Source organism: Mesorhizobium sp. M1C.F.Ca.ET.210.01.1.1 (assembly GCF_004791585.1).
Taxonomy (GTDB): Bacteria; Pseudomonadota; Alphaproteobacteria; order Rhizobiales; family Rhizobiaceae; genus Mesorhizobium.
This window is the reverse complement of record NZ_SRUU01000015.1, coordinates 85,988-105,053: the sequence shown is the minus strand read 5'-3', so window position 1 is coordinate 105,053 and position 19,066 is coordinate 85,988. Positions and strand designations below refer to the sequence as shown.

Here is a 19,066-nt window from a genome sequence, read left to right as displayed (position 1 = left end):
TCACAACGTCTCCTCCTTCGGGATCATCACGTCGACGCGGCGGTTCTCGGCGCGGCCTTCGGCCGTGCCGTTGTCGGCGATCGGCTCGTCCTCGCCCTTGCCGTCGACGCTCAGCCGCGACGGGTCTTTCAATTGCTTGGCCATCATCTCCTGGACGGCCTTGGCGCGAGCGACGGAAAGATCGAAGTTGGATTTGAACTGGCCCGATTTCTTCGGCTTGACATTGTCGGTATGGCCGATGATCCGGATCGGACCTGGCTCGGCATCGAGCGCCGCGGCGATGTCGGCCGCAACGGGCTGGAACTGCGCCTTCAGCTCCGCCTGGCCGGACGCGAACAACAGCTGGTTGTTGACCTCCACCACGATGAAGTTGCCCTTCGTGCCGACCGTCAGCCCGCCGCCGTCGATCTCCTTGGCCAAAGCCGCCCGGATGCGGTCGATCTGGGTGGTGGTGGGGACGGCGGGCGGCGGCGGAGCGGCTTGCGCGGGCTCGGCGGGCGCCGCGACGCTGGCGCGCTCGATGGTGACCGGCGTCGACGGGTTGAGCGCCAGCAATTCGGCGGCGGTCGCGTCGCCTTCGTCGGTGATCAGCACCCGCAATCCGAAGAACGCCGCCGTAACCAGCGTCGCGGCGGCAGCCGCAACCGCCCATAGCGGCAGCAGCGCCCTTGGCTTCGACAGCGTCGCCGCCATGCCTTGCCAACGGGGCGAGATGTCGTCCTCCGCGCGCGGGTTGAAGTAGCGGATCGTGTCGTAGACGTCGCGCCGGATGTGTTCGAGAGCGTCCCGTTCGCCGGCCCGTCCGCGATACTGGCCTTCGAACCCGAGCGATAGGCAGGCATGCATCAGTTCGAGCAGGTCGTGATGGCCCTCCGGGCTGCCCAGGATCTGGTTCAGCGCCTGGTAGAAACCGGCGCCGGTGGGCCTGGTGTGGAACAACCTCGATACGAGACTGTGCCCGCTCCAGGCGTCGTCCTTCGGCCAGGGCAGGTTGCCGACCAGATCGTCAGCTGTCTCGCAAAGGGCGAATTTCGCGATCCTGGCGTCCCCCTCGGCGATGCCGGCTTTCGCCATCTCCCGGTCGAGCGCCTCGATCGCTTCGGCGATATGCTCTGCCAGGGGGGCCGCTTGCCGTTCGACCGGCATCAGCCGCAGCTGGCCGAACAGCACGAGGAGCGGCGCCGCGGCCGCGAGAATTGGATTTGCCGCGGCGTATTTCACGCCATCCGTGGCGCCGAGCAGGATCTCCTGCAGCAATGCTGGCGCTGACGCGGCTGCTGCCGGTGGCGAACCCTGAACGACCACGGTTCCGGACGCCCAGCCGGTCGGCATCTGCCGGCCGACGCCGGGGTCGAACACCGTCGGTTCCCGAGCGGCCGGCGGAGCGGGCGCAGCGCTGCCCGCAGCGGAGCCCTGAAGCGCCGCAGGCGACCGTTGTTTTGGCCGTGGCGCCCGGATGACGGTCTTGTCCGCCGGCCGGGAGGGATCGTCCTTCGAGCTCATCGGCGGTCCACCGTCGAGATGCAGCGAATTGGTTTTCGGCGGGGAAAGAGAGCGGCTTCGCGCTTTTCATGCCAGGATTTGGCGGCGGGCCGGATGGAAAAGCTCATCTCGCCGAAACATGACATTGCTGCACACGCCCCAAGCCACGCCGCTTTGCCCGCCAGGCAAGCTTCCATTCGTCATCCTAACCGTCCAAGCACGCAAATAAAATCGGCAGCTTATCGAAATCGGAAAGCAGGATGCTCAAAGCGACGGGTTCTTCTGTGAGACCCGTCACATAGCGCCTTGCGCGGCTGGCCTGCTCGCTACTTCTGCTTGCCGGCCTTGGCGTAGGCTTCGCTGAAATAGGCCAGGAAGACGTCGAGCATGCCGTTTTCGTGCTTCTCTTCCATCGTGCGCCAGGTGGCGACGAGGGCATCCCATGCCTGGCTCTTCTTGGACGAGAAGGAGGCCGGCGGCAGCTTCCTGGCGATCGCCTCCGGCGACAGGTCGTCGAGCAGCCTGGAGAGCGCGGCCTGCATCGCGGCGTAAGTGGCCAATTCATGCGTCTTGAGGTCCCTGAAGGCGTCCTCGACGCTGTGCGCGGCGTCGAGATAGCCGGCCCGGCGTTTCGCGAACATGATCTCCAGTATGTCGTCGGTGCCGGGAACGAATTTCAGCGGATTGTTGTTCTCGGCGCCGATCATCGTGCGATGCGTGCTTTTGGCCAGCACCTTGGCCGCCGCGCGTGCCTTGAGCAGCAGGGACAATTGCTCGACCGTGGTTCTGAGCACGGTGCCGATCTCGGCGGCCACTTCCTGCGGATCGCGCGACCGAAGCACGTCAGGCGGCATGCCGGCCGCCTTCGCGATGTCCCGCAACAGCCCGTCGGCGTCCGCGGCTCGGCCGGCCGGCGCGGCCGGGGCCGGCTGCTGCAGCGCCGAAGACCTCGACACCGGCGCCCCCTGTCCGCTGCGCTGCTCCGCCGGACTGAAAAACGGCTCGTTGCTCAATTCGAGAGGCCTTCCCGTCGACTGCGGCAGCTCGCGTTGCGTCGACCCCGCCCGGGTCTGCGGATGGCCGGTGGCGATGCGCGCCTCGTCGATCGAAACCGCGATGACATAGCGGCCGATCAGCACCCGGTCGCCATGGGCCAGCCGGTGCGGACCGGCCACGCGCTGGCTGGACCCGTTGATGAAGGTGCCGTTGCGCGAGATGTCGTAGAGCCAGAAGGCGCCCGCCTGGTAGCGGACCTCGCAGTGCCGGCCCGAGATGATCTTGTCCGGATCGGTGAGCGTCCAGTCGCAATTCTCGCGGCCGATCTCGAAGCTGCGGTCGCGGGCGGCGTAGCTCGCCGTCGTGCCCGCGGGCAGCCTGTCGACATTGCTGATCTGGAGCGAGATGAACATCCGGAAGCGTCGCCGAACTTGGTAAACAAACACTTGCTTCACGCAATTCCGGACGCAAAGCGCGCGACGCGCCTTTTCTGGAATTGCTCCAGCATTCTAGCAGCTTGCGAGAGCGACGGGAGAGGAGCGTTTCACACCTGCGCTCCGGCAGGGTCCGCCATTGTTTGGCCGGCACCAAACATGTGCTAGGCTGAGCCGGTCCGGAGCGGTGAATTCGAAAACTTCCCGAACGTGATGCAGTTTACAGAGCGGGGGCTTCGATCCATCACACTGGCGGCCGCGTCCAGGAGGGGCACGACCCATGCCGAACGAACGTGCCACGGTTGTGCAGACGCCGGTTGGCGGCGATGTGCTCACCTTCACCCATCTCATCGGCCGCGATGAGATCAGCCGTTGTTTCGCCTATACCGTCGGCTTCGTCTCGAAGAGCCATGACGTCGATCCGCTGAAGATGCTGGGCGGTGTCGTTTCGGTGGAAGGCGAATCCGATCCGAAACGCTGGTTCAGCGGTCTCGTCTCGGATTTCAAGCTGACCCGGATCGAGGACCGGCTGGCGTTTTACGAAGCGGTGGTCAGGCCATGGCTCTGGTTCCTCGGCAACACCACGGATTGCCGCATCTTCCAGCACATGACGGCGGTCGAGATCGTCGAGAAGATTTTCTCGAAATACGGCATCGCGAAATTCGAGAAGCGGCTGCAGGGGTCTTATCCCCAGCGCGAATATTGCGTTCAGTATGACGAGAGCGATCTGGATTTCGTGCAGAGGCTGATGGAGCACGAGGGCATCTTCTATTTCTTCGAGCATGATGAGGGCAAGCATACGCTGGTGCTCTGCGATGCGATGAGCAAGCTGAAGGCCGCACCTGGCTACGAGAAGGTGCTTTACAATTTCGAGGGGCAGGCCTCGCGCCGCGACGTCGAATACATAACCGAATGGATCCCCGGCAGTTCGGTGCGGCCCGGCGCCTATGCCCATACCGACTATGATTTCGAGAAGCCGGGCGCCGACCTGATGGCCAAGTCCGCGCAGCCGTTCTCCCACAAGGAAGCCGCGGGCGAGAACTACCGCCAGCCCGGGGCGCATCTTGACGTCGGGCGGGGCGACACGATTGCCGGGATTCGCCGCGAGGAGCTGCAGGCCGTGCACCAGCGCAGCACGGCGGTAGGCACCGTGCGCGGCCTCTTTTCCGGCTGCAAGTTCACGCTCGAGAGCTTTCCGCGCGACGACCAGAACCAGGAATATCTGGTGATCAGCGCGGAATACCGATTGTTCGATCCAGGCTACAGGACCCAGAACGAGGCCCATAGCGAGAATTTCAGGGCCGTGCTGGGCGTCGCGCCCACCAAATTGCCCTACCGGCCGCCGCGTATCACGCCGCGACCGATCATGCGCGGACCGCAGACGGCGACAGTGGTCGGTCCTTCCGGCGAGGAGATATTCACCGACAAATATGCGCGGGTGAAGGTGCAGTTCCATTGGGACCGCCTCGGCAAGAAGGACCAGAACTCCTCCTGCTTCGTGCGGGTGTCGCAGACCTGGGCCGGCAGCGGCTGGGGCTTCATCCAGATCCCGCGCATCGGCCAGGAGGTCATCGTCGACTTCATCGAGGGCGATCCGGACCTGCCGATCATCACCGGCCGCGTCTACAACGCCGCAGAAATGCCGCCCTACGGACTGCCGGGCAACGCCACGCAATCGGGCTGGAAGTCGAACTCCTCGAAAGGCGGCGGCGGTTACAACGAGCTGATGTTCGAGGACAAGGCTGGCTCCGAGCTGGTCAATTTCCAGGCCCAGAAGGACCACCATCTTCTGATCAAGCACGACCGCAACAAGACCGTGCAGCACGACCAGTCCGACCGCATCGACCACGACGCCAAGCACTCCGTCGGCCACAACCTCGACGAGGACGTCGGCAACAACAAGACGGTCAAGATCGGCGTCGACCAGACGACGAATATCGGGTCGAACGACACCGAGACGGTGGGCGCCAACCGTTCGCTGACGGTTATGGCGAACGAGACCATCCACGTCGTCGCCAACTCGACGGAGAACATCGACGCGAACCACTCGCAGACGGTAGGGCTCAATCAGACGGTCACGGTGGGTGTGGCGCGCGTCGATACGGTGGGGGCGGCCGAAGCGCGCACCGTTGGCGCCTCGCAGACGAACACGATCGGCGCGACCCGCGCCGTCAGCGTCGGTATCAGCCAGAGCCATGACATCGGGGCCGGCGACAGCTGGAACGTCGGAGCCGGGCAGACCGTCAATATCGGCGCCGACCAGAGCGTGACCGTTGGAAGCGCCCAATCGTTCGACGTTGGTGCTGCGCGCAGCGCCAGCATCGCGGCCGACGATTCCACAAGTGTAGGAGGTGCTTATTCCCTGAGTGTCGCAAAGGATAGTTCGATCAGCGTCAGCGGGAATAGCTCGATCAAGGTAGGCAAGAAGCTGGTCATTGATGCCGGCGACGAGATCCTGATCCAGACCGGATCGGCCAAGATCATGATGAAGAAGGACGGCACGATCGCGATCGAGGGCAAGGACATCTTCGTCAAGGGATCGGGCAAGATCTCTATCAAGGCATCAGGCGATATCGCCATGAAGGGCTCGAAGATTACGGAGAACTAGGAGGGCGTATGGCAAAGGTTCGTGATCGCATCGAAGGTGTTGTCATTGGCCAGTTTCTTGGCTTTGATGACGACGGGCCACTGGTGGTTTTCCCCCGTAATCCGCAGGACAGGGCGCTGCCGGCGCGCAGCTTGGCCGAGTTGAGTTCCGACATGATCGGACAGGAGGTCGCACTGCTGTTCGAGGACGGCAACCCGCAAAAGCCGCTGATCGTCGGCTGCATTGTGGCGCCTGCCAAAAAATCTTCTGGGGCTCAGGTCTTTCGTGATGGTGAACGGGTGCGGATCCATGCGGACGAGCGGCTTGAGCTGCGCTGCGGCAAGGCGACGATCCTTATGGAAAAAGATGGTCGCATCACCATTCGCGGCACCTACGTCACCAGCCATGCGAGCGCCGCCAATCGTATCCGAGGCGGCTCGATCGATCTCAACTGATGTCGGCAGCAACCGGAAAGTCGAAACCAGAAGGCGCGCCAGAGCGGCGAATAGTAGCGGATGTTGTCACGCAGCATGCCGAGCAGGCCGCGTTCTTCTGGTCGCAGCGCGACAAGCTGATGATGGACGATTCGCCCGACCTTCGCGTGATCGCTGGCGTTGACCGTCGCTTGGAAGCCCAAGGTCGTGCGATAGATCCAATCGGGTAGACGTCGCAATGTCGGGTAACTCATCACATAGTTGGCAGAGCGAAAAGAGACCCGCGATACCGGAAATCGTACGCGGTCATATCGAAAACGGGGCAAGTCTCTGGGTCCAATATCAGGAACTACGCGAAGCGCTTCCCGAAGATGACACCATCGTTCAGCACGCCTGGCGCCGGTTGTCCGCAAACCTGCGTGGCGCCGAACTGTCCGGTGATCTTGGATGGGAACTGTCGCTCGCCCAAGCCGAAGATTTCCCGGAGGCTGGAGAATTCTTTATTCTCACATGGCTGGCCCTGGTGGTTTCGGACCGTCAGCGGCTCGGCAAGGTAATCGATCTGGTCGCCGAAAATCCCGAATCGATTGTCGGTGTGAATGGCGCAGTCACCCTCGCACCGGTAAAATGGCTTTCGCCTTTCGTGCAGGGTTGGCTGGAATCGCCGCAATGGCCTGCGCGAGTGGCAGCGCTTGCCGCATGCGCGCGGCATGGGCAAGATTTGGGCTCCAGACTTCCTGTTCTGCTTTCAGACCGGCATCCGGAAGTCAGGATGCATGCAGTTCGTCTTCTCGCCCGAACAGGCGCTTTCGAGCCGCAGTTGCTAGCCGAGTTGAAGATCGACAAAAATCCGAATGTTCGGCTGGAGGCAGCTCTTTTGCTCGCTGAGTCCGGTGATCGCGAAGGGGCGCTGGAGGTCCTCAAGGCATTGGTCGAAGATCCGAAGACTGCGGACGCTGTGGCGCAACGGGCTCTCGACCGGGCAGCAACGCTGGCTGACGATGACGAAATCAAGGACTGGGTGCGCACGATGCTCGCGAAAGGCGAGCTCGATGCGCAGGCCATTCGTGTCGTCGGGATCCATGGCGATGCCGCGTCATGGCCGTGGCTGATCAGCCAGATGGAGAAAGGGGCGACAGCCGAAATCGCGGGATTCGCCGCCTGCGACATGCTGGGTTGCGAGTTGACCATCGGCACGTTTTTCACGGACGATCCTATGCGGGTGTCCGATGAAGTCGCCGCGCAATATGATGTGGATTTCGCCATACTTCCGGACGTCCAGCAGTTTCGGATCGCGCTGGCTACCGAACGATTGTCGCCTCTGCTGGGCGAGGAGCGATCGCTGCGGGCGCGGACCCTCGATCGCTATCGCGCCGAAGCGCGTAGCGCTACTGCCTGAGCGCCTGACGTATGTGGATCCTCAACAACAACACCCCGTTCGCCGCCAACCATACTTTCCTTGCCGACCGCGAGGGCGCGGACAACTATGTGCTCTGCGTCAAGGCGACCTACGACATCGACGATGATGGCCTGTGCCAGCCTTCACGGGTGCAGGTGCCGCCCGACTATGCACCGCGACACCTCGACCCGTCGAAGCCTTCAACCATGCTTGGCGACACCGACTTCGACTTCATGAAACCCGGAACCGACATCCTGGTGATCGGAAATGCGGTCAATCCCGAGCCGGAGTCCCGCCGGGAGGTTGATATCGGCTTCAGCGTCGGGTCGGTCAGCAAGCGGCTGCGGGTTGTCGGCGAGCGTATCTGGCTTCACGGCGCGGTGTCTCCCGTCCTGTCTGCGCCAGCGCCGTTCAGGGAATTGCCTGTAGTCTGGGAAAACACCTTTGGCGGCATCGCATGGCCGGAGGACGGTAGCCATGTCGATTCACGGAACCCGATTGGCACTGGACTCGCAAGCGGAACCAAAGGAATTGAAGGCCTGAAGGCGCCGTCGGTTTTCGTTCCAGGCGAAGCTTACTCGAGTTGGAACCATCGTCCGCGACCTGCTTCCTTTTGTGCCATCGAAAGACATTGGATGCCCCGCCGTCAGTATGCCGGCACATACGACGATGACTGGGTCAAAAATCGTGCGCCGCTTTGGGCAAGAGATCTCGATGACCGCTACTTCATGGCAGCACCCGCGGACCAACAATGCTACCCCTACCTCAACGGCAACGAAGAGGTCCGGGTTATCAACATGACCAACTCCGGCTTCCTGGGCTTCAAACTTCCAGTTTTCCGCCCCTATGCCGACCTCACCATCAACAGATCCACCAAGCAGATGAGGCTGCATATCTCAACGCTTACGATATTCCCGACGCAGCGGCGATTTTCCGTCAGTTGGTCAGGATCGCTGAACTGTCAGGGATACCGCGAACGCATCTTGAGCATCGACGTCTGGGATAAGCCCATCGTTCGTGCAATCTCCGTTTCCGGGAGCCGTTCATGAGCGAAATCGTCGCCATGGGGGCCTGTACCCCTATCGGTCTTTGGGCAGAGGCAGCCGCCGCTGCGTATTTCAGCGAGATTTCGGGTATCCAGCTTCACCCTCGCTTCATCGATACTGGTGGAGAGCGCGTCAGCATGGCCTTCGTCGAGGCAGTCGAAAGTACACGCGAAGCGGATAGAATGGCGGAACTCGCCCTGGCCGCCATTCGCGACATGCTCACCCAACCGGATGGGGGAGGTCAGGAAGCGGACCTGCTACTGTCTCTGCCTGCCTACCGGCCCGGATTTGGTCCCGAAGACGCGCGTGCGCTCGTAGAGAAAATCAGAGGCTCGGTCGAATCTGCATTCTCGCTCCGAGAAGTGGTGACGGGCCAATACGACCAGGCTGGTGGCGTCATGGCGATCGCCACGGCAATGAACCGGATCGCCAACGGCGGCCGGCGCCATTGCATCGTCGTCGCCACAGACAGCTACATCGGCGCCGACTCGCTGGACTGGATCGAGGCGCACCAGCGTCTCAAGACGGTTACCAACCCCTTCGGTTTGATACCAGGCGAAGCGGCGGCCGCGATGCTTGTGGGACCCGCGACATCGCGGAACCGCGTGCAGGTAATCGGCGGCGGGCTGAGACGGGAGATCGCAGATGAGTCGCCGGGACCCTATCTCGGCCGGGCATTGTCGCGCGCCTTGCTTGATGCGACAGCCCCCCTTGTCGAGCGTGAAACGCCGATCCGACATCTGTTTGTGGATTTGAACGGCGAGATCTGGCGTACGGACAGTTTCGGCAACGCGCTTATGAGGGCTTCTTCGCGGTTTGCACTGGGCGAAAGCTTCAATGTCACGGCAAATCGCGTTGGCGAGACCGGTGCGGCCTTCGGAGTGCTGGCAGGGATCCTAGCTGCGGTCGGCCGCAGGACCCGTATGCTTGAGGGACGTTTCGCCTGCATTTGCGGATCTGCAACGTCCGGCGGCGCAAGAGCCGCTGTTCTGCTGGACCTGGGAGAAAGACCAACATAATGAGCGTGACAGTCGCGATCAACAATCTCAGCCTTGCGCATAAGGGCTCGAACGGCATTGCGATGGCCACGGCGCCCGATGTCTGCAAGACCCCCGCGCCTCCCGCACCTCCCGTTCCCGTGCCCTATCCGAATATTGCTCGGTCGGACTCGCTCAGCGGCGGTACGACGACCGTGAAGGCGGATGGCGGCAACATGTGTGCGCATCAGCCGTCGAAGTATGCGAGCAGCAATGGTGATGAGGCCGGCACCCTCGGCGGGGTTGTATCCAACGTCAACATGAAGGCCGCCGAATGGATATCCTTCTCGTTCGACGTGAACCTCGAAGGCAAGGGCGCGTGCAGGCTATCGGACAAGATGACCAGCAACAACAAGAACACGGTCTGCCTCTAGGACGCTTCGATGCCAAACGTACAGATTCCGCTTGCAGGCATGACCGGGGAACAGATGATCGCATGCGTTATCTCATGCTGCGACGAGAAGGCATACCCGTTCAAAGCAAAGCGGGACGCCGCAGCAAGCTGCCAGCGAATGGCGAACAGAAAGCATTCCTGCGTTGCTCACCAACTGCGCGAAAAGACGGAGTCCGGCAAGCTGACGACCAAAAATCGCGCCGCGGACAAGGTGCGCGCCTCACCCCGGCAGGAAATCAACGGGAAAATGCGCATCCCCGACACCGTGGTGAAGAATCCCAAGACCGGAAAATGGGACATCGTCGACGCCAAATTCCCGTGCGACTCTAAAGCGCTCAACAAGAAACTGGATCCACAAGGCACCGGTCAGGCAGGCCGCGCTACAAAGTTGTCAATGAAATCCATCGGCAAATCGGGAAAATCGATGATGACCGCAAAAGAGAAAGGGGACTACAATGACTTCGAGGTCGACGGCCAGCAAGTAGACAAGGTGCGTTGTATGACGCCGCAGGACGCGCAAGCCAAAAAGGGCAATTGTGACTGCACCAATGTATAGTCTTTGCGGAAGGACGTAGGCGTGGAACCGTCAAGTTTGGAACTTGAATCCGAGGGGCTGCACGAAGTGCGCCACGTATTGGCTATGAATTTTTTCATTGCCGGTCCATTGCGGGAAAAGGCCTCCGCGTTTCTCGCCGCCTACCGGCGCTGGATTTCGGTCGTCGGCGAGAAACGCTTTCGGTTTTACGCGACCGAGACGATGAGCAAGCATGCCAAGGTTAACGCCAAGACCCTAGAAATGCTGCCTTCCTGGCTAGCGGAAGCTGGCGCCACGCGAGAATTCATATCGATCGAACTGAAGGATGGCGAAGCCTACAATGATACGCCGCGCTGGATGTTCAAGGTGCACTCGGAGGAAGCGCGATTTGCCGACCCGGAATTCGGCCGCCTTGCGCTTCTTCAACTGACTGTGCCAGCCGATGAAGGGCTGCATGAAGTCATACAGGATTACTTTTTCGACACGTGCCATTCGCTGCCGGTTCGATATGCCGCCGCTGGACATGCTCTGCAGACGTCGCCTTATTTCGAAGAAGAGAGCCAGTCGTTCGCGTGGGCCAAATCGATACGCCATCATGGTCTCGATCTGCTAGTGGGAATCAACGATCTCTGGGCAGTTGGCCGCGATGGCGTCAAAACTGTGAACTGGCTGACCATGATCGACACGGAGTTGGCCGGCGAGCTTGGGGGTACTTCCACGCTCGCCCGATCCGTTTCCAATCCGGTATCCGTGACCGAGCTTCCAACGGGGCTGGTGTTTCGAGCCGACAAGCTGCCGCAACTGGGCGACGTCAATCGGGGTGACACTCTTCCCGGCTACAAACAGGTGGATCGGCTGCTGCGCCCGCTCATCGAGCGCGCTGGGTCACTTGCGAAGAGCTTCGACGTGGAAACCGACGACGGCACCGCCACAGAGCGCTGGTATAACCGGTTCAACACGGCAAGCTGATGCGCGCCATTCTCCCCCGTCAGCCCGTATTGGACGGACGTTTCCTGTTTCAGGCAACCGCCGTTGAAGCCGTCGACGGCGCCGAGATCCTTGAGATGTTGAGCGCCGTTGCCGACATCGGCGCGCGGGGTGGTTTCACTGCGGGAGCGATTGCGCCAAAGTTCGTCGTCCACAGGACGAATCTAGATACGCACACGCTTCGAGCCGATCTCGAAATGGCCGCCATCGACGGTCGGTTCCTGGAGTGCCTGCGTTCGAGCTTGGTGGCGTCCGGAAAAACCGATGCGTATATCGCTCTGGAATTACTGGCCGCTGCGAACGGCAACCGCTACGAATTGCCGTATCCCGACGAGGTTGACGGTCGCCCGGTTTACCCGGCGCGTCGCATTAAGCTCCAGTTCGTGTTGACGATCGACGCTACGATAACGTCGCGAATGCGACGTCTCGTGCTGACGATGGGAGGCCCTCGGTCCCCTACCGAAATAGCGGCGGTCGAAGACTGGATAACTCCATGGGCCAACGCTTTGGTAAACGGAGCGTTTGTACTGCCGCATATTGATCCGGAGATTGCCGCCAATGTGTTCGGCGGCGTTCAGCTCTTCGAAGAAGACTCGATTGAAATCGTCGTGGACAGGTTCGACTCCTCCGAGGAGGCCTTCGATGTGCTGATCAATATGCTCGATCGCTTTGCGAGCGATCACGCGGCCATTCGGCGCGTTGATCTATACTGACGTTACGCAGTGCCGAGATTGAGCGGCTTAGCTTGGCCTTCCGTTCCAACGATCAGGGATGAGGCGATTTTCTCGACGTCGCAAGTGAAGACTGTGAATTCTGGATCCCCTGTATGTCTTCTCGCATCAAATATTGTGTGAAATGCATTCTGCAACTTCATCGCCCGTGCAGGGGCTTGTACTTTTCTAACAGCCATGATCCGCGGCAAACTTCTGTGTCGATAAGAGAACAGCTCTTCGCAGCTGGCGGATAGCCCATCTGGTTCCAGATCTGCGTCAGCTCGTCGCCCAGCTGCTGGCGAAGATCTGCTCCACCGTCTTTTGCGGTGCCTGCGGATCGACGTCGAAGATGTCCGTATGCGCCGTCCACATGACGAGGTCGTCGATGACATCGCCCTCATCCTCGACGGGCGGAACGGGCAGGGCCGCAAGCACCGCGTCCAGTTCGTCGGGCGTCAGCTCTCCGCGTTGCGCGGCCAGCGCCGCATTCTCGACCCCTTCGAACCACGCGTCTGCATAAGCCAGCTTGAGGGGTGCTTCCGACAGCCTTGCGACGACGCTCAACGGAAACTGCCGGCCGACCCGGTCGGCGCTTTGCAGCACGATGCCCGCCGAGGCGCCGAAGGAGCCGGGGCCGCTGAGAAAGCGCAGTGCCGTGCTCGTCGGCCAGGCCTCTGCCCCGAATAGCGGGACGATATGCTGCGCTAGCCAACGATCCCACGGGCGCACAAAATCGCCCGGCAGCCGCCGCGTCACGAAATCGCCGGCGGCGGGCATCTTGCCGTAGAAACCGGGAACGATCAGATCTGCGGTGGACATGTGAACTTCTTGAACATCTCGAGCGTGTAGGGGTTCTCGACGCTGGCTGCCTTGAGCTCGAAATCGGCATACATGCCTTTTGTGCCGAGCCTCAGGCTGTAGACGTCTGTGAGCTTTGTCCCGTTGAACTTGCCGCCGCGCAGCATCCTCAGCCACGCCCAGCTGCCGGTCTCGTTGAGCATCACCTCGGGCGAGCCGTCGACCGGCTGGAAGGCGAGCGAGATCACCCCGGTGCCGTCCTTGCCCGGCCATGTCATCGGCTGCGGCCTGGTCGCGTTGTTGTAATAGACGAGGTTCTGGCCATCGAGGTTGAGCGTCACGCGCGCCACGTTGGGCGACAGGTCCTTCGGCTCCAGCGTGAAGTTCATCACCGGCCCGGTGCCGCCTGGGAAGAGGTCGTCGCGGATGTGCCTTGCCTGCTCGAACGCCGCCAGCGCCGCCGGGTCGAGGCCGAAATCGGCGCGCCATTTCCAGGGCTGGCTGGCCGTGTCGACATAGTTGATCAGATGGTCGTTGATGAAGGCGTCGATCAGGCCGGCCGGCCCGAAGAGGCGCTGGAAGTCACGCACGTTGACGTCGACCGCACTCTCTGGGCTGAACGGATAGCGGTTGTTGAGCGCCGCCTGGCAGAAGGGCAGGATGTCGGCGCGCCAGATGGCGTTGAGCTCATTGGTGACGGCCTTCTGCGACAGGCCGCTGGTGTCGCCGGCGATGCCGCCCAGCCAGTCGTTGATCGGCGAGGGCAGGATCTGCGCCTGCCTCGCCACCGCACCCGTCAGTTCGGCTAGGCCGCCCTGTTTCTTGATGGCGTCCTGAGGATCGGGATTGGCGGTCACCGTCTGCAGCACGTTGGACAGCGCGGTCAGCGCCACCACGGCGGCGTCGAGCGCCGGCGGCTGGCCATCGACCTCGGCGATCGTGCCCTTGAGCGGCTTGAAATGCTCGGCGACCAGGCTGCCGGTCATGTCGACCTGATCGGCCGAGCCGGCGCGGGGCAGGAGCTTCGCCCCTGTCTTCACCACCTTGCCCAGCTTGCCGAGCTTGGAGAGCAGCTTCGATCCGGTCTTCGCGGCGCCGCCCTTGTCGTCGGCCGGCGCTTCGTCGGACCGGGTCAGGTCCGTCTCCTGCACCACCGCCTTCAGCAGCCGCTTCAGCGCGGAATCGGCGCTCGAAAGGTCCTTGAGGTTTTCGCTGGCGACATTGAGGTCGCTCAGCGGCGCCAGCCGCATGTCGCGCAGGAAGCTGTCCCACTGTGCGATATAGTCGTCATAGTAGAGCTTCAGAATGTCCTCGGACAGCGCCGACACGGAAGTCTCGGAGTTCTCCGAGCAGCCGCCGGCGAACACCGCCCGGTCGAGCGCCGCCTGCGCCGCCACATCCTCGACCCGGTCGAGGACGGCGTCGTGGAAACCGGTATAGGTGAAGGCGCCGGAAACGCCGACGCGCAGCGTCTTGTCGGAGCGGCGCGCGAACACTTTCGCACCGTTCGGTCCGGCGAAATTGGCGGGTACCCATTCCTTCACGGCTGCCACTTCCGGATCGGCGAGCAGCTGCTTGTAGGCGCGCTCCGGCAGCGAGATCGTGCACACCGTCTTCAGCGCCTCGGCGACCAGCTCCTTGTCCGGGGCGATGTAGCTGTCGTCGACCGCCATGCCGCGGATCGCGGCAAGCTGATGCTCTTCGGCGTCGGCGGTCGGGAAGGGTGGGGCGGGCGCGAATTCCGGCAGGCTGTTCACCCACCAGTTCTGCACGAAGTCGGTGTCCATCTGCGACAGGCCCGTCATCATGCGATAGGTCTTCAGCGCGCCGAGCATGAAATCCGGATCGCGGATCTGCCGCCACATGGTGGCTTCCAGCAGCGCCACCATATGCGGCTCGAGCACGTTGCGCAGGGCGTGGTCGTAGGTATCGGTCTGCGCACGCACGAGCTCCGCCGAGGCGGTTGGGCCGAGCAGGTTGTGGACTGCGTCCGGCGGCGCGGTGCGCGCCGTCGCCACCGAGTCCATCGCGGCCAGAGCTCCGTCCATCGTCGGCTGCTCCACCGAGGCCGGCGCGGCAGCGACTTCGGTCAGCGGCGCCTGCAGGGCCTCGAACTGGCCGGCCTGCTCGGTGATGGCATTGCGGTTGTCGAGATAGGACCAGGTGAACAGCCCGCCGGCGAGCAGGGCGGCCAGAGTGCAGGCCGCGGCCGCGCCGCGCCAGATCCAGGCGCGTCGCCGCTGCGCCAGCGGATCGAACGTGCCGAGCCCGGCTTCCTTGAAGATGACTTCGGTCAGGAGATTCCTCAAGAAGAAGCTGCGCTTCTCAACGCGCGGCGCCAGCATCGCGCGGCGGGGCGGCAGGCCGAAGGAAGAGGACAGCGCCGCGGTCAGCCGGTCGATGGGCGCGCCTTCCTGGGTTGCCGACGTCAGATAGAGGCCGCGCAACCAGGCCGCCTCTTCATAGCGGCTCTCGCCGAACATCGCCTCGATCAGCACCTGGATCGGTTCGGAGAGGCTCGCGAGCTGGGCCGGGAAGCGGAAGATTTCCGCGCGCGCGCCAAGCTTGTCCTCGTCCTCCAGCCGCGGCACCAGCCGCCGCTCCAGCTCCGCGGCGAGCGTGGCGATTTCCTTCTCGATGGTCTTGGCATCGACGCGGGCGTCGAGCGGAAAGGTCGTTCCCCACACCTGCTCGCGCGCCGTCGTCGACAGGCCGCCGAAGAAGGCTTCGAACCCCTTGATCAGGTCGGCCTTGGTCAGCATCAGGTAGACGGGGAGGCGGATTTCGAGCCGGTCGTTCAGCTCCGCCAGCCGGCGGCGGATCTTTCGGCCGTGCGCCTTGATGGCCTCGTCCCCCTCCGAAAGCACGTCGATCGACAGCGCGACGATGACGCCGTTGAGCGCCCGCCGCCCCCGGTGCTTCTTCAAGAGATCAAGGAAGCCAAGCCATTCCGTCGCGTCGACATCCGGCTGGCTCTCCTGCTGGACGTAGCGGCCGGCGGTGTCGATCAGCACCGCGTTCTCCGAAAAGAACCAGTCGCAGTTGCGCGTGCCGCCGACGCCCTGCAGGTCGTCGGTGAGGTCGATCGGGAAATTGAGGCCGGACTGGCGCAGCGCCGTCGTCTTGCCGGTGGCAGGCGGGCCGACAATCACATACCACGGCATCTCGCGCAGGAACTTGCGGCCGCCGAGCTTGCGCCGCTTGAGCTCCGCCATGACCTCGCCGAATTTGGCGCCGACAGCGGCCACGCTCTCCTCGCCGGGGGTGAGCTGCTTTTCCTGGACAGGCGCGGCGATCTCGGCGACGAACATGCGGTTGGCGCGGATCGCACGGCGCTGCGCGATGATCAGCCAGATCAGCCACAGGATGATCAGCCCGGCGATGATGGCGATGCGCACATTGTCGGATTCGAACGGCGCGTAGGGGCCGACCTGAACGATCGGACCGAACACCCAGATCAGCAGCGACAACAGCGCGATGCCGATCAGCGTCCAAAGAAAACGCGAGGTGAGCACGGCCCAGAGGAAGCGCAGGATGAACATCAGAGCCTCTTCTCGACCAGAACCTCGACACGCCGGTTGAGCGCGCGGCCCTCGCGCGTGGAATTGTCGGCGACCGGATCGGTGTCGGCGCGGCCTTCGGAATGGATGCGCTCCTGCGGCACGCCAGCCTGCACCAGAAGGTCGGCAATGGTCTCGGCGCGCGCTTCCGACAGCCGCTGGTTGGACGAAAGCGGATTGGATTTTTGCAGACGCACATTGTCGGTGTGGCCGACGACGGTGATGTTTCCGATCAGCTCCTGGTTGGCGAGGATCACCTTGGCGATCGACTCGACCAGCGGCTCGTAGCCCTGTGTGAGCGTCGGCCGCGACGACTGGAACAGCTCCGGGTTGGAGGACTGGATGACGAGCTTGGCCAGCGACACGCTTTCGGTGCCGCTGAGCGCCCCTTTGAGGCTGTCCGGCGCCTCTGCCTTGAATTCCGGCAGCAGCGCGAAATCGACCGGCTGCGGCGGCTCGGGTTCGGGGGCATCGGGCTTGGGCGCGGCGCGGGTAATGTCGCCTCGCTGGGGCGGGGGCAGCGTGCGGACCAGCGCGGAAAGCTCGACCGCCTGGCTGCTCAGCCCCATCGACAGGCCGATATAGACAGCGGCTGCGATGACCACCGCGGCAAGCCCCATCACCCAGATCGGGACGATGAAACGCTGTGGTTCGTCTGAGGCGATCACGCCCTTCCAGTTCGGCGACAGCGGCGCGTCTTCGGCGTCGGCATTGCGCAGGAAGCGGGCCGCCGCGACGCGAACGGCGTTGAGCGAGCGGTCTCCGGCGCGGCCCGGCACGCGATATTTGCCGCGGAAGCCGAGCGCCAAGCAGTAATATTGCAGCTCGAGCATTTCGCGGTCGCGGTTCGGATGCCGCTCCAGCTCGTCGAGACGCGAGAAGAACTGCGTGCCGGCATCGACGTCGCCGCGCAGCATGACCACCAGCGGCTGTCGCGGCCATGCGCTGGCGCCGCCCCATGGCGTGTTGAGCGCGAGGTCGTCGAGCAAGGCCGCCACCGCCCAGGCGGCCTGATCGGCCCGCTCCAGCGAGGAGCCAGCGCCAACAGCGGCATCGCGCGCCCGCACGAGTTCGTCGAGCAGGCGCGTGCGCATCACTTCCGGGTTCTCGGGGGCGAGGGCGCTTTCCAGCTCCGGCGCGAATTCGAGCAGCGGCGCGAATGTGTTGATCAGCGTGTTGGGATGGGCGCGCGCCCGCTTCACCGGCGCCCCTGGCGCCAGCGGCGCCATCGGCCGCGGCGCGGCGCCCGTCAGCCTGATGCGCGTGCGTTCGCGATCCTCCGACAGTCCGAAAGGATCATCCCGGCTCATGGCCTCACCTGTTCACCGAATAGCAGTCGACCTGCGGCTCGCTCGGCAGCACACCGGAAACACCGATGACAAAGCCGGGGGCGTCGAGCAGCGAAGCCCAATGCTCGCTCTTCTGGTCCAGTTCCAGGCACAGCCGGTCCCCGTCATAGGGGATCTCGCGCGGCTGCGAATGCAGCGGCTTCAGCGGAATGCCGGGCAGGCGCGACTTCCACAGGCCTTCGAACTGGTCGGCCGAACCGACGGTCGCCTGGTTGACGAAGATCTTGCGCAGCGCGTCTTCCGACAGCTCGGAGCCGACGCGGATGACGATACGGCTGGCGACAAGCAGCTTCGGGTTGTCGATGCGGACCTTCCAGACATTGGTCGCATGCCGCATCACCGGCAGCGCGCGTGATTTCGGCTCGATGTAGCGCAGGCTGAGAATCAGCGAGCGCAAGGCGTCGGCAAGCGCCATATAGGCCGGGCCTGGCGCCATGTGGTCATAGGGCGGCAGCTCGCCGAGCCGTCGCGAGCTGGAGCCGTAGGTCGCCATCTCGCCGGCGAGGCCGGCAAGCTCGAGGTAGAGCTCGGCCGGATGGAAGACGTCCTGCGCCAGCATATGCGCGAGCCGTGGCCGCGCCGCATTGGCGAGGTGCAGCATCAACAGGTCCTCGACGCTGCGGCCGGGTCCGCCCATCACCATCTTGCCATGCGCCTCGGCGATCTGTTCGAGGCCGGTGACCACCTCCTGCAGCAGTTGCCGATACCAGGCGACCGCGCCCGTGATCAGCGTCGGCGGCAGGAAGCTCTCGTCGAGCGAGACGCCGCCGTCGGCGCGAATGCCCTTGATGTCGGCGATCGGCAGCGCGGTATAGCCGCCGACCGATTTGCCGGGCGCAAGCAGCACCGCCTGCGGCCGGGCGATCTCGATCTCCTCCGGGTCGGCGCCGCCCTGGACGGCATCGCGCACCGAAACGATCTTGCCGTGATAGCGCGCGCCGGTCGACGCTGCATGCGCCGGATCGAAACCGACGCCGCCGGGCGGCTCGAGCGGCAGCGCGACCAGCACCGACCCGGCGCCGGTGTCGGCCGTGACCGGCAGCGGCTTCGGCGCGTCCATCAACTCCGGGATGGAGAAGGGCGTGCCGTCCGGGAAAATGCCCCGCGCCGACACGATTGCGACCTGGCCGGCGTCGAGCAGCGACTGGTCGAGCGTCACCTGCTGAAAGCCGAACGTATGGAGCTGGCCGGCCTGCAGCGCGCCGCGCACCATCGCCTCGAAGAACCGGTCCTGCTGCTGGAAGTGCTGGGTCCTCAAGAACAGACCCTCGGACCACAGCACCCTGTTTGCGTCGCTCATGCCACTGCTCTCTGC

Annotated in this window: 16 protein-coding genes; 10 read left to right on the top strand and 6 right to left on the bottom strand. The window is 63.5% G+C overall.

From position 1 onward, the window contains the following. A complete protein-coding gene (gene tssL, locus EN853_RS18385) occupies nucleotides 1-1,359 on the bottom strand; it encodes a type VI secretion system protein TssL, long form (protein ID WP_348631582.1) in 1,359 nt (452 codons plus the stop codon). Between the two features lie 449 nt (nucleotides 1,360-1,808). Continuing rightward, on the bottom strand, nucleotides 1,809-2,891 hold the full coding sequence (gene tagH, locus EN853_RS18380) for a type VI secretion system-associated FHA domain protein TagH (protein ID WP_127860971.1): 1,083 nt from the start codon (nucleotides 2,889-2,891) through the stop codon (nucleotides 1,809-1,811). Nucleotides 2,892-3,192: 301 nt separating this feature from the next. On the opposite strand from tagH, the gene tssI reads away from it, so the two are divergent. The 10 genes from tssI to EN853_RS18330 are packed head-to-tail and all read left to right on the top strand — an operon-like array spanning nucleotide 3,193 to nucleotide 12,044. Further along, the gene (gene tssI / locus EN853_RS18375) at nucleotides 3,193-5,520 is read left to right on the top strand and encodes a type VI secretion system tip protein TssI/VgrG (RefSeq protein ID WP_127860972.1); all 2,328 of its coding nucleotides are present in this window, start codon (nucleotides 3,193-3,195) and stop codon (nucleotides 5,518-5,520) included. A gap of 8 nt (nucleotides 5,521-5,528) precedes the next feature. Further along, nucleotides 5,529-5,954, top strand: a complete 426-nt coding sequence (locus EN853_RS18370) for a DUF6484 domain-containing protein (protein WP_127860973.1) — start codon at nucleotides 5,529-5,531, stop codon at nucleotides 5,952-5,954. Continuing rightward, nucleotides 5,954-6,163 carry a hypothetical protein gene (locus EN853_RS18365; protein ID WP_127860974.1) on the top strand — a complete coding sequence of 70 codons (210 nt, stop codon included), beginning with the start codon at nucleotides 5,954-5,956 and terminating at the stop codon, nucleotides 6,161-6,163. Before EN853_RS18370 ends, EN853_RS18365 begins: the two co-directional genes overlap by 1 nt. 8 nt (nucleotides 6,164-6,171) lie before the next feature. Further along, entirely contained in the window at nucleotides 6,172-7,332 is a 1,161-nt protein-coding gene (locus EN853_RS18360; protein ID WP_127860975.1) for a HEAT repeat domain-containing protein, read from the top strand. Nucleotides 7,333-7,343: 11 nt separating this feature from the next. Further along, on the top strand, nucleotides 7,344-8,381 hold the full coding sequence (locus tag EN853_RS18355) for a DUF2169 domain-containing protein (protein WP_127860976.1): 1,038 nt from the start codon (nucleotides 7,344-7,346) through the stop codon (nucleotides 8,379-8,381). Then, a complete protein-coding gene (locus tag EN853_RS18350; protein WP_127860977.1) occupies nucleotides 8,378-9,397 on the top strand; it encodes a hypothetical protein in 1,020 nt (339 codons plus the stop codon). The genes EN853_RS18355 and EN853_RS18350 overlap by 4 nt, the downstream gene beginning before the upstream one ends. Then, complete coding sequence (locus EN853_RS18345) at nucleotides 9,397-9,789, top strand: DUF4150 domain-containing protein (protein ID WP_127860978.1); 393 nt, start codon at nucleotides 9,397-9,399, stop codon at nucleotides 9,787-9,789. Before EN853_RS18350 ends, EN853_RS18345 begins: the two co-directional genes overlap by 1 nt. A 9-nt stretch (nucleotides 9,790-9,798) precedes the next feature. Further along, nucleotides 9,799-10,365 (top strand): hypothetical protein, encoded by a 567-nt coding sequence (locus EN853_RS18340; protein ID WP_127860979.1) that lies wholly within the window; start codon nucleotides 9,799-9,801, stop codon nucleotides 10,363-10,365. Nucleotides 10,366-10,401: 36 nt separating this feature from the next. After that, a complete protein-coding gene (locus tag EN853_RS18335) occupies nucleotides 10,402-11,313 on the top strand; it encodes a type VI immunity family protein (protein ID WP_127860980.1) in 912 nt (303 codons plus the stop codon). Next, nucleotides 11,313-12,044 carry a hypothetical protein gene (locus EN853_RS18330; RefSeq protein WP_127860981.1) on the top strand — a complete coding sequence of 244 codons (732 nt, stop codon included), beginning with the start codon at nucleotides 11,313-11,315 and terminating at the stop codon, nucleotides 12,042-12,044. The genes EN853_RS18335 and EN853_RS18330 overlap by 1 nt, the downstream gene beginning before the upstream one ends. A 276-nt stretch (nucleotides 12,045-12,320) precedes the next feature. Here the strand turns inward: EN853_RS18330 and tagF are convergent, their stop codons facing one another. From tagF to tssK, 4 genes are read right to left on the bottom strand one after another with little or no spacing between them, the layout of a single operon-like run. After that, on the bottom strand, nucleotides 12,321-12,863 hold the full coding sequence (tagF, locus tag EN853_RS18325; protein WP_189343896.1) for a type VI secretion system-associated protein TagF: 543 nt from the start codon (nucleotides 12,861-12,863) through the stop codon (nucleotides 12,321-12,323). Next, nucleotides 12,845-16,384, bottom strand: a complete 3,540-nt coding sequence (gene tssM, locus EN853_RS18320) for a type VI secretion system membrane subunit TssM (protein WP_127860982.1) — start codon at nucleotides 16,382-16,384, stop codon at nucleotides 12,845-12,847. Before tssM ends, tagF begins: the two co-directional genes overlap by 19 nt. Further along, a complete protein-coding gene (gene tssL / locus EN853_RS18315; protein ID WP_127860983.1) occupies nucleotides 16,384-17,712 on the bottom strand; it encodes a type VI secretion system protein TssL, long form in 1,329 nt (442 codons plus the stop codon). Before tssL (EN853_RS18315) ends, tssM begins: the two co-directional genes overlap by 1 nt. Nucleotides 17,713-17,716: 4 nt before the next feature. Continuing rightward, entirely contained in the window at nucleotides 17,717-19,051 is a 1,335-nt protein-coding gene (gene tssK, locus EN853_RS18310; RefSeq protein ID WP_127860984.1) for a type VI secretion system baseplate subunit TssK, read from the bottom strand. Between the last annotated feature and the right edge of the window lie 15 nt (nucleotides 19,052-19,066).

Excerpts from the sequence above, each read along its gene's own strand:
- tagH (WP_127860971.1), bottom strand. The coding sequence starts at position 2,891 with ATGTTCATCTCGCTCCAGATCAGCAATGTCGACAGGCTGCCCGCGGGC.
- tssI (WP_127860972.1), top strand. The coding sequence starts at position 3,193 with ATGCCGAACGAACGTGCCACGGTTGTGCAGACGCCGGTTGGCGGCGAT.
- EN853_RS18370 (WP_127860973.1), top strand. The coding sequence starts at position 5,529 with ATGGCAAAGGTTCGTGATCGCATCGAAGGTGTTGTCATTGGCCAGTTT.
- EN853_RS18365 (WP_127860974.1), top strand. The coding sequence starts at position 5,954 with ATGTCGGCAGCAACCGGAAAGTCGAAACCAGAAGGCGCGCCAGAGCGG.
- EN853_RS18360 (WP_127860975.1), top strand. The coding sequence starts at position 6,172 with ATGTCGGGTAACTCATCACATAGTTGGCAGAGCGAAAAGAGACCCGCG.
- EN853_RS18355 (WP_127860976.1), top strand. The coding sequence starts at position 7,344 with ATGTGGATCCTCAACAACAACACCCCGTTCGCCGCCAACCATACTTTC.
- EN853_RS18350 (WP_127860977.1), top strand. The coding sequence starts at position 8,378 with ATGAGCGAAATCGTCGCCATGGGGGCCTGTACCCCTATCGGTCTTTGG.
- EN853_RS18345 (WP_127860978.1), top strand. The coding sequence starts at position 9,397 with ATGAGCGTGACAGTCGCGATCAACAATCTCAGCCTTGCGCATAAGGGC.
- EN853_RS18340 (WP_127860979.1), top strand. The coding sequence starts at position 9,799 with ATGCCAAACGTACAGATTCCGCTTGCAGGCATGACCGGGGAACAGATG.
- EN853_RS18330 (WP_127860981.1), top strand. The coding sequence starts at position 11,313 with ATGCGCGCCATTCTCCCCCGTCAGCCCGTATTGGACGGACGTTTCCTG.
- tagF (WP_189343896.1), bottom strand. The coding sequence starts at position 12,863 with ATGTCCACCGCAGATCTGATCGTTCCCGGTTTCTACGGCAAGATGCCC.
- tssM (WP_127860982.1), bottom strand. The coding sequence starts at position 16,384 with ATGTTCATCCTGCGCTTCCTCTGGGCCGTGCTCACCTCGCGTTTTCTT.
- tssL (WP_127860983.1), bottom strand. The coding sequence starts at position 17,712 with ATGAGCCGGGATGATCCTTTCGGACTGTCGGAGGATCGCGAACGCACG.
- tssK (WP_127860984.1), bottom strand. The coding sequence starts at position 19,051 with ATGAGCGACGCAAACAGGGTGCTGTGGTCCGAGGGTCTGTTCTTGAGG.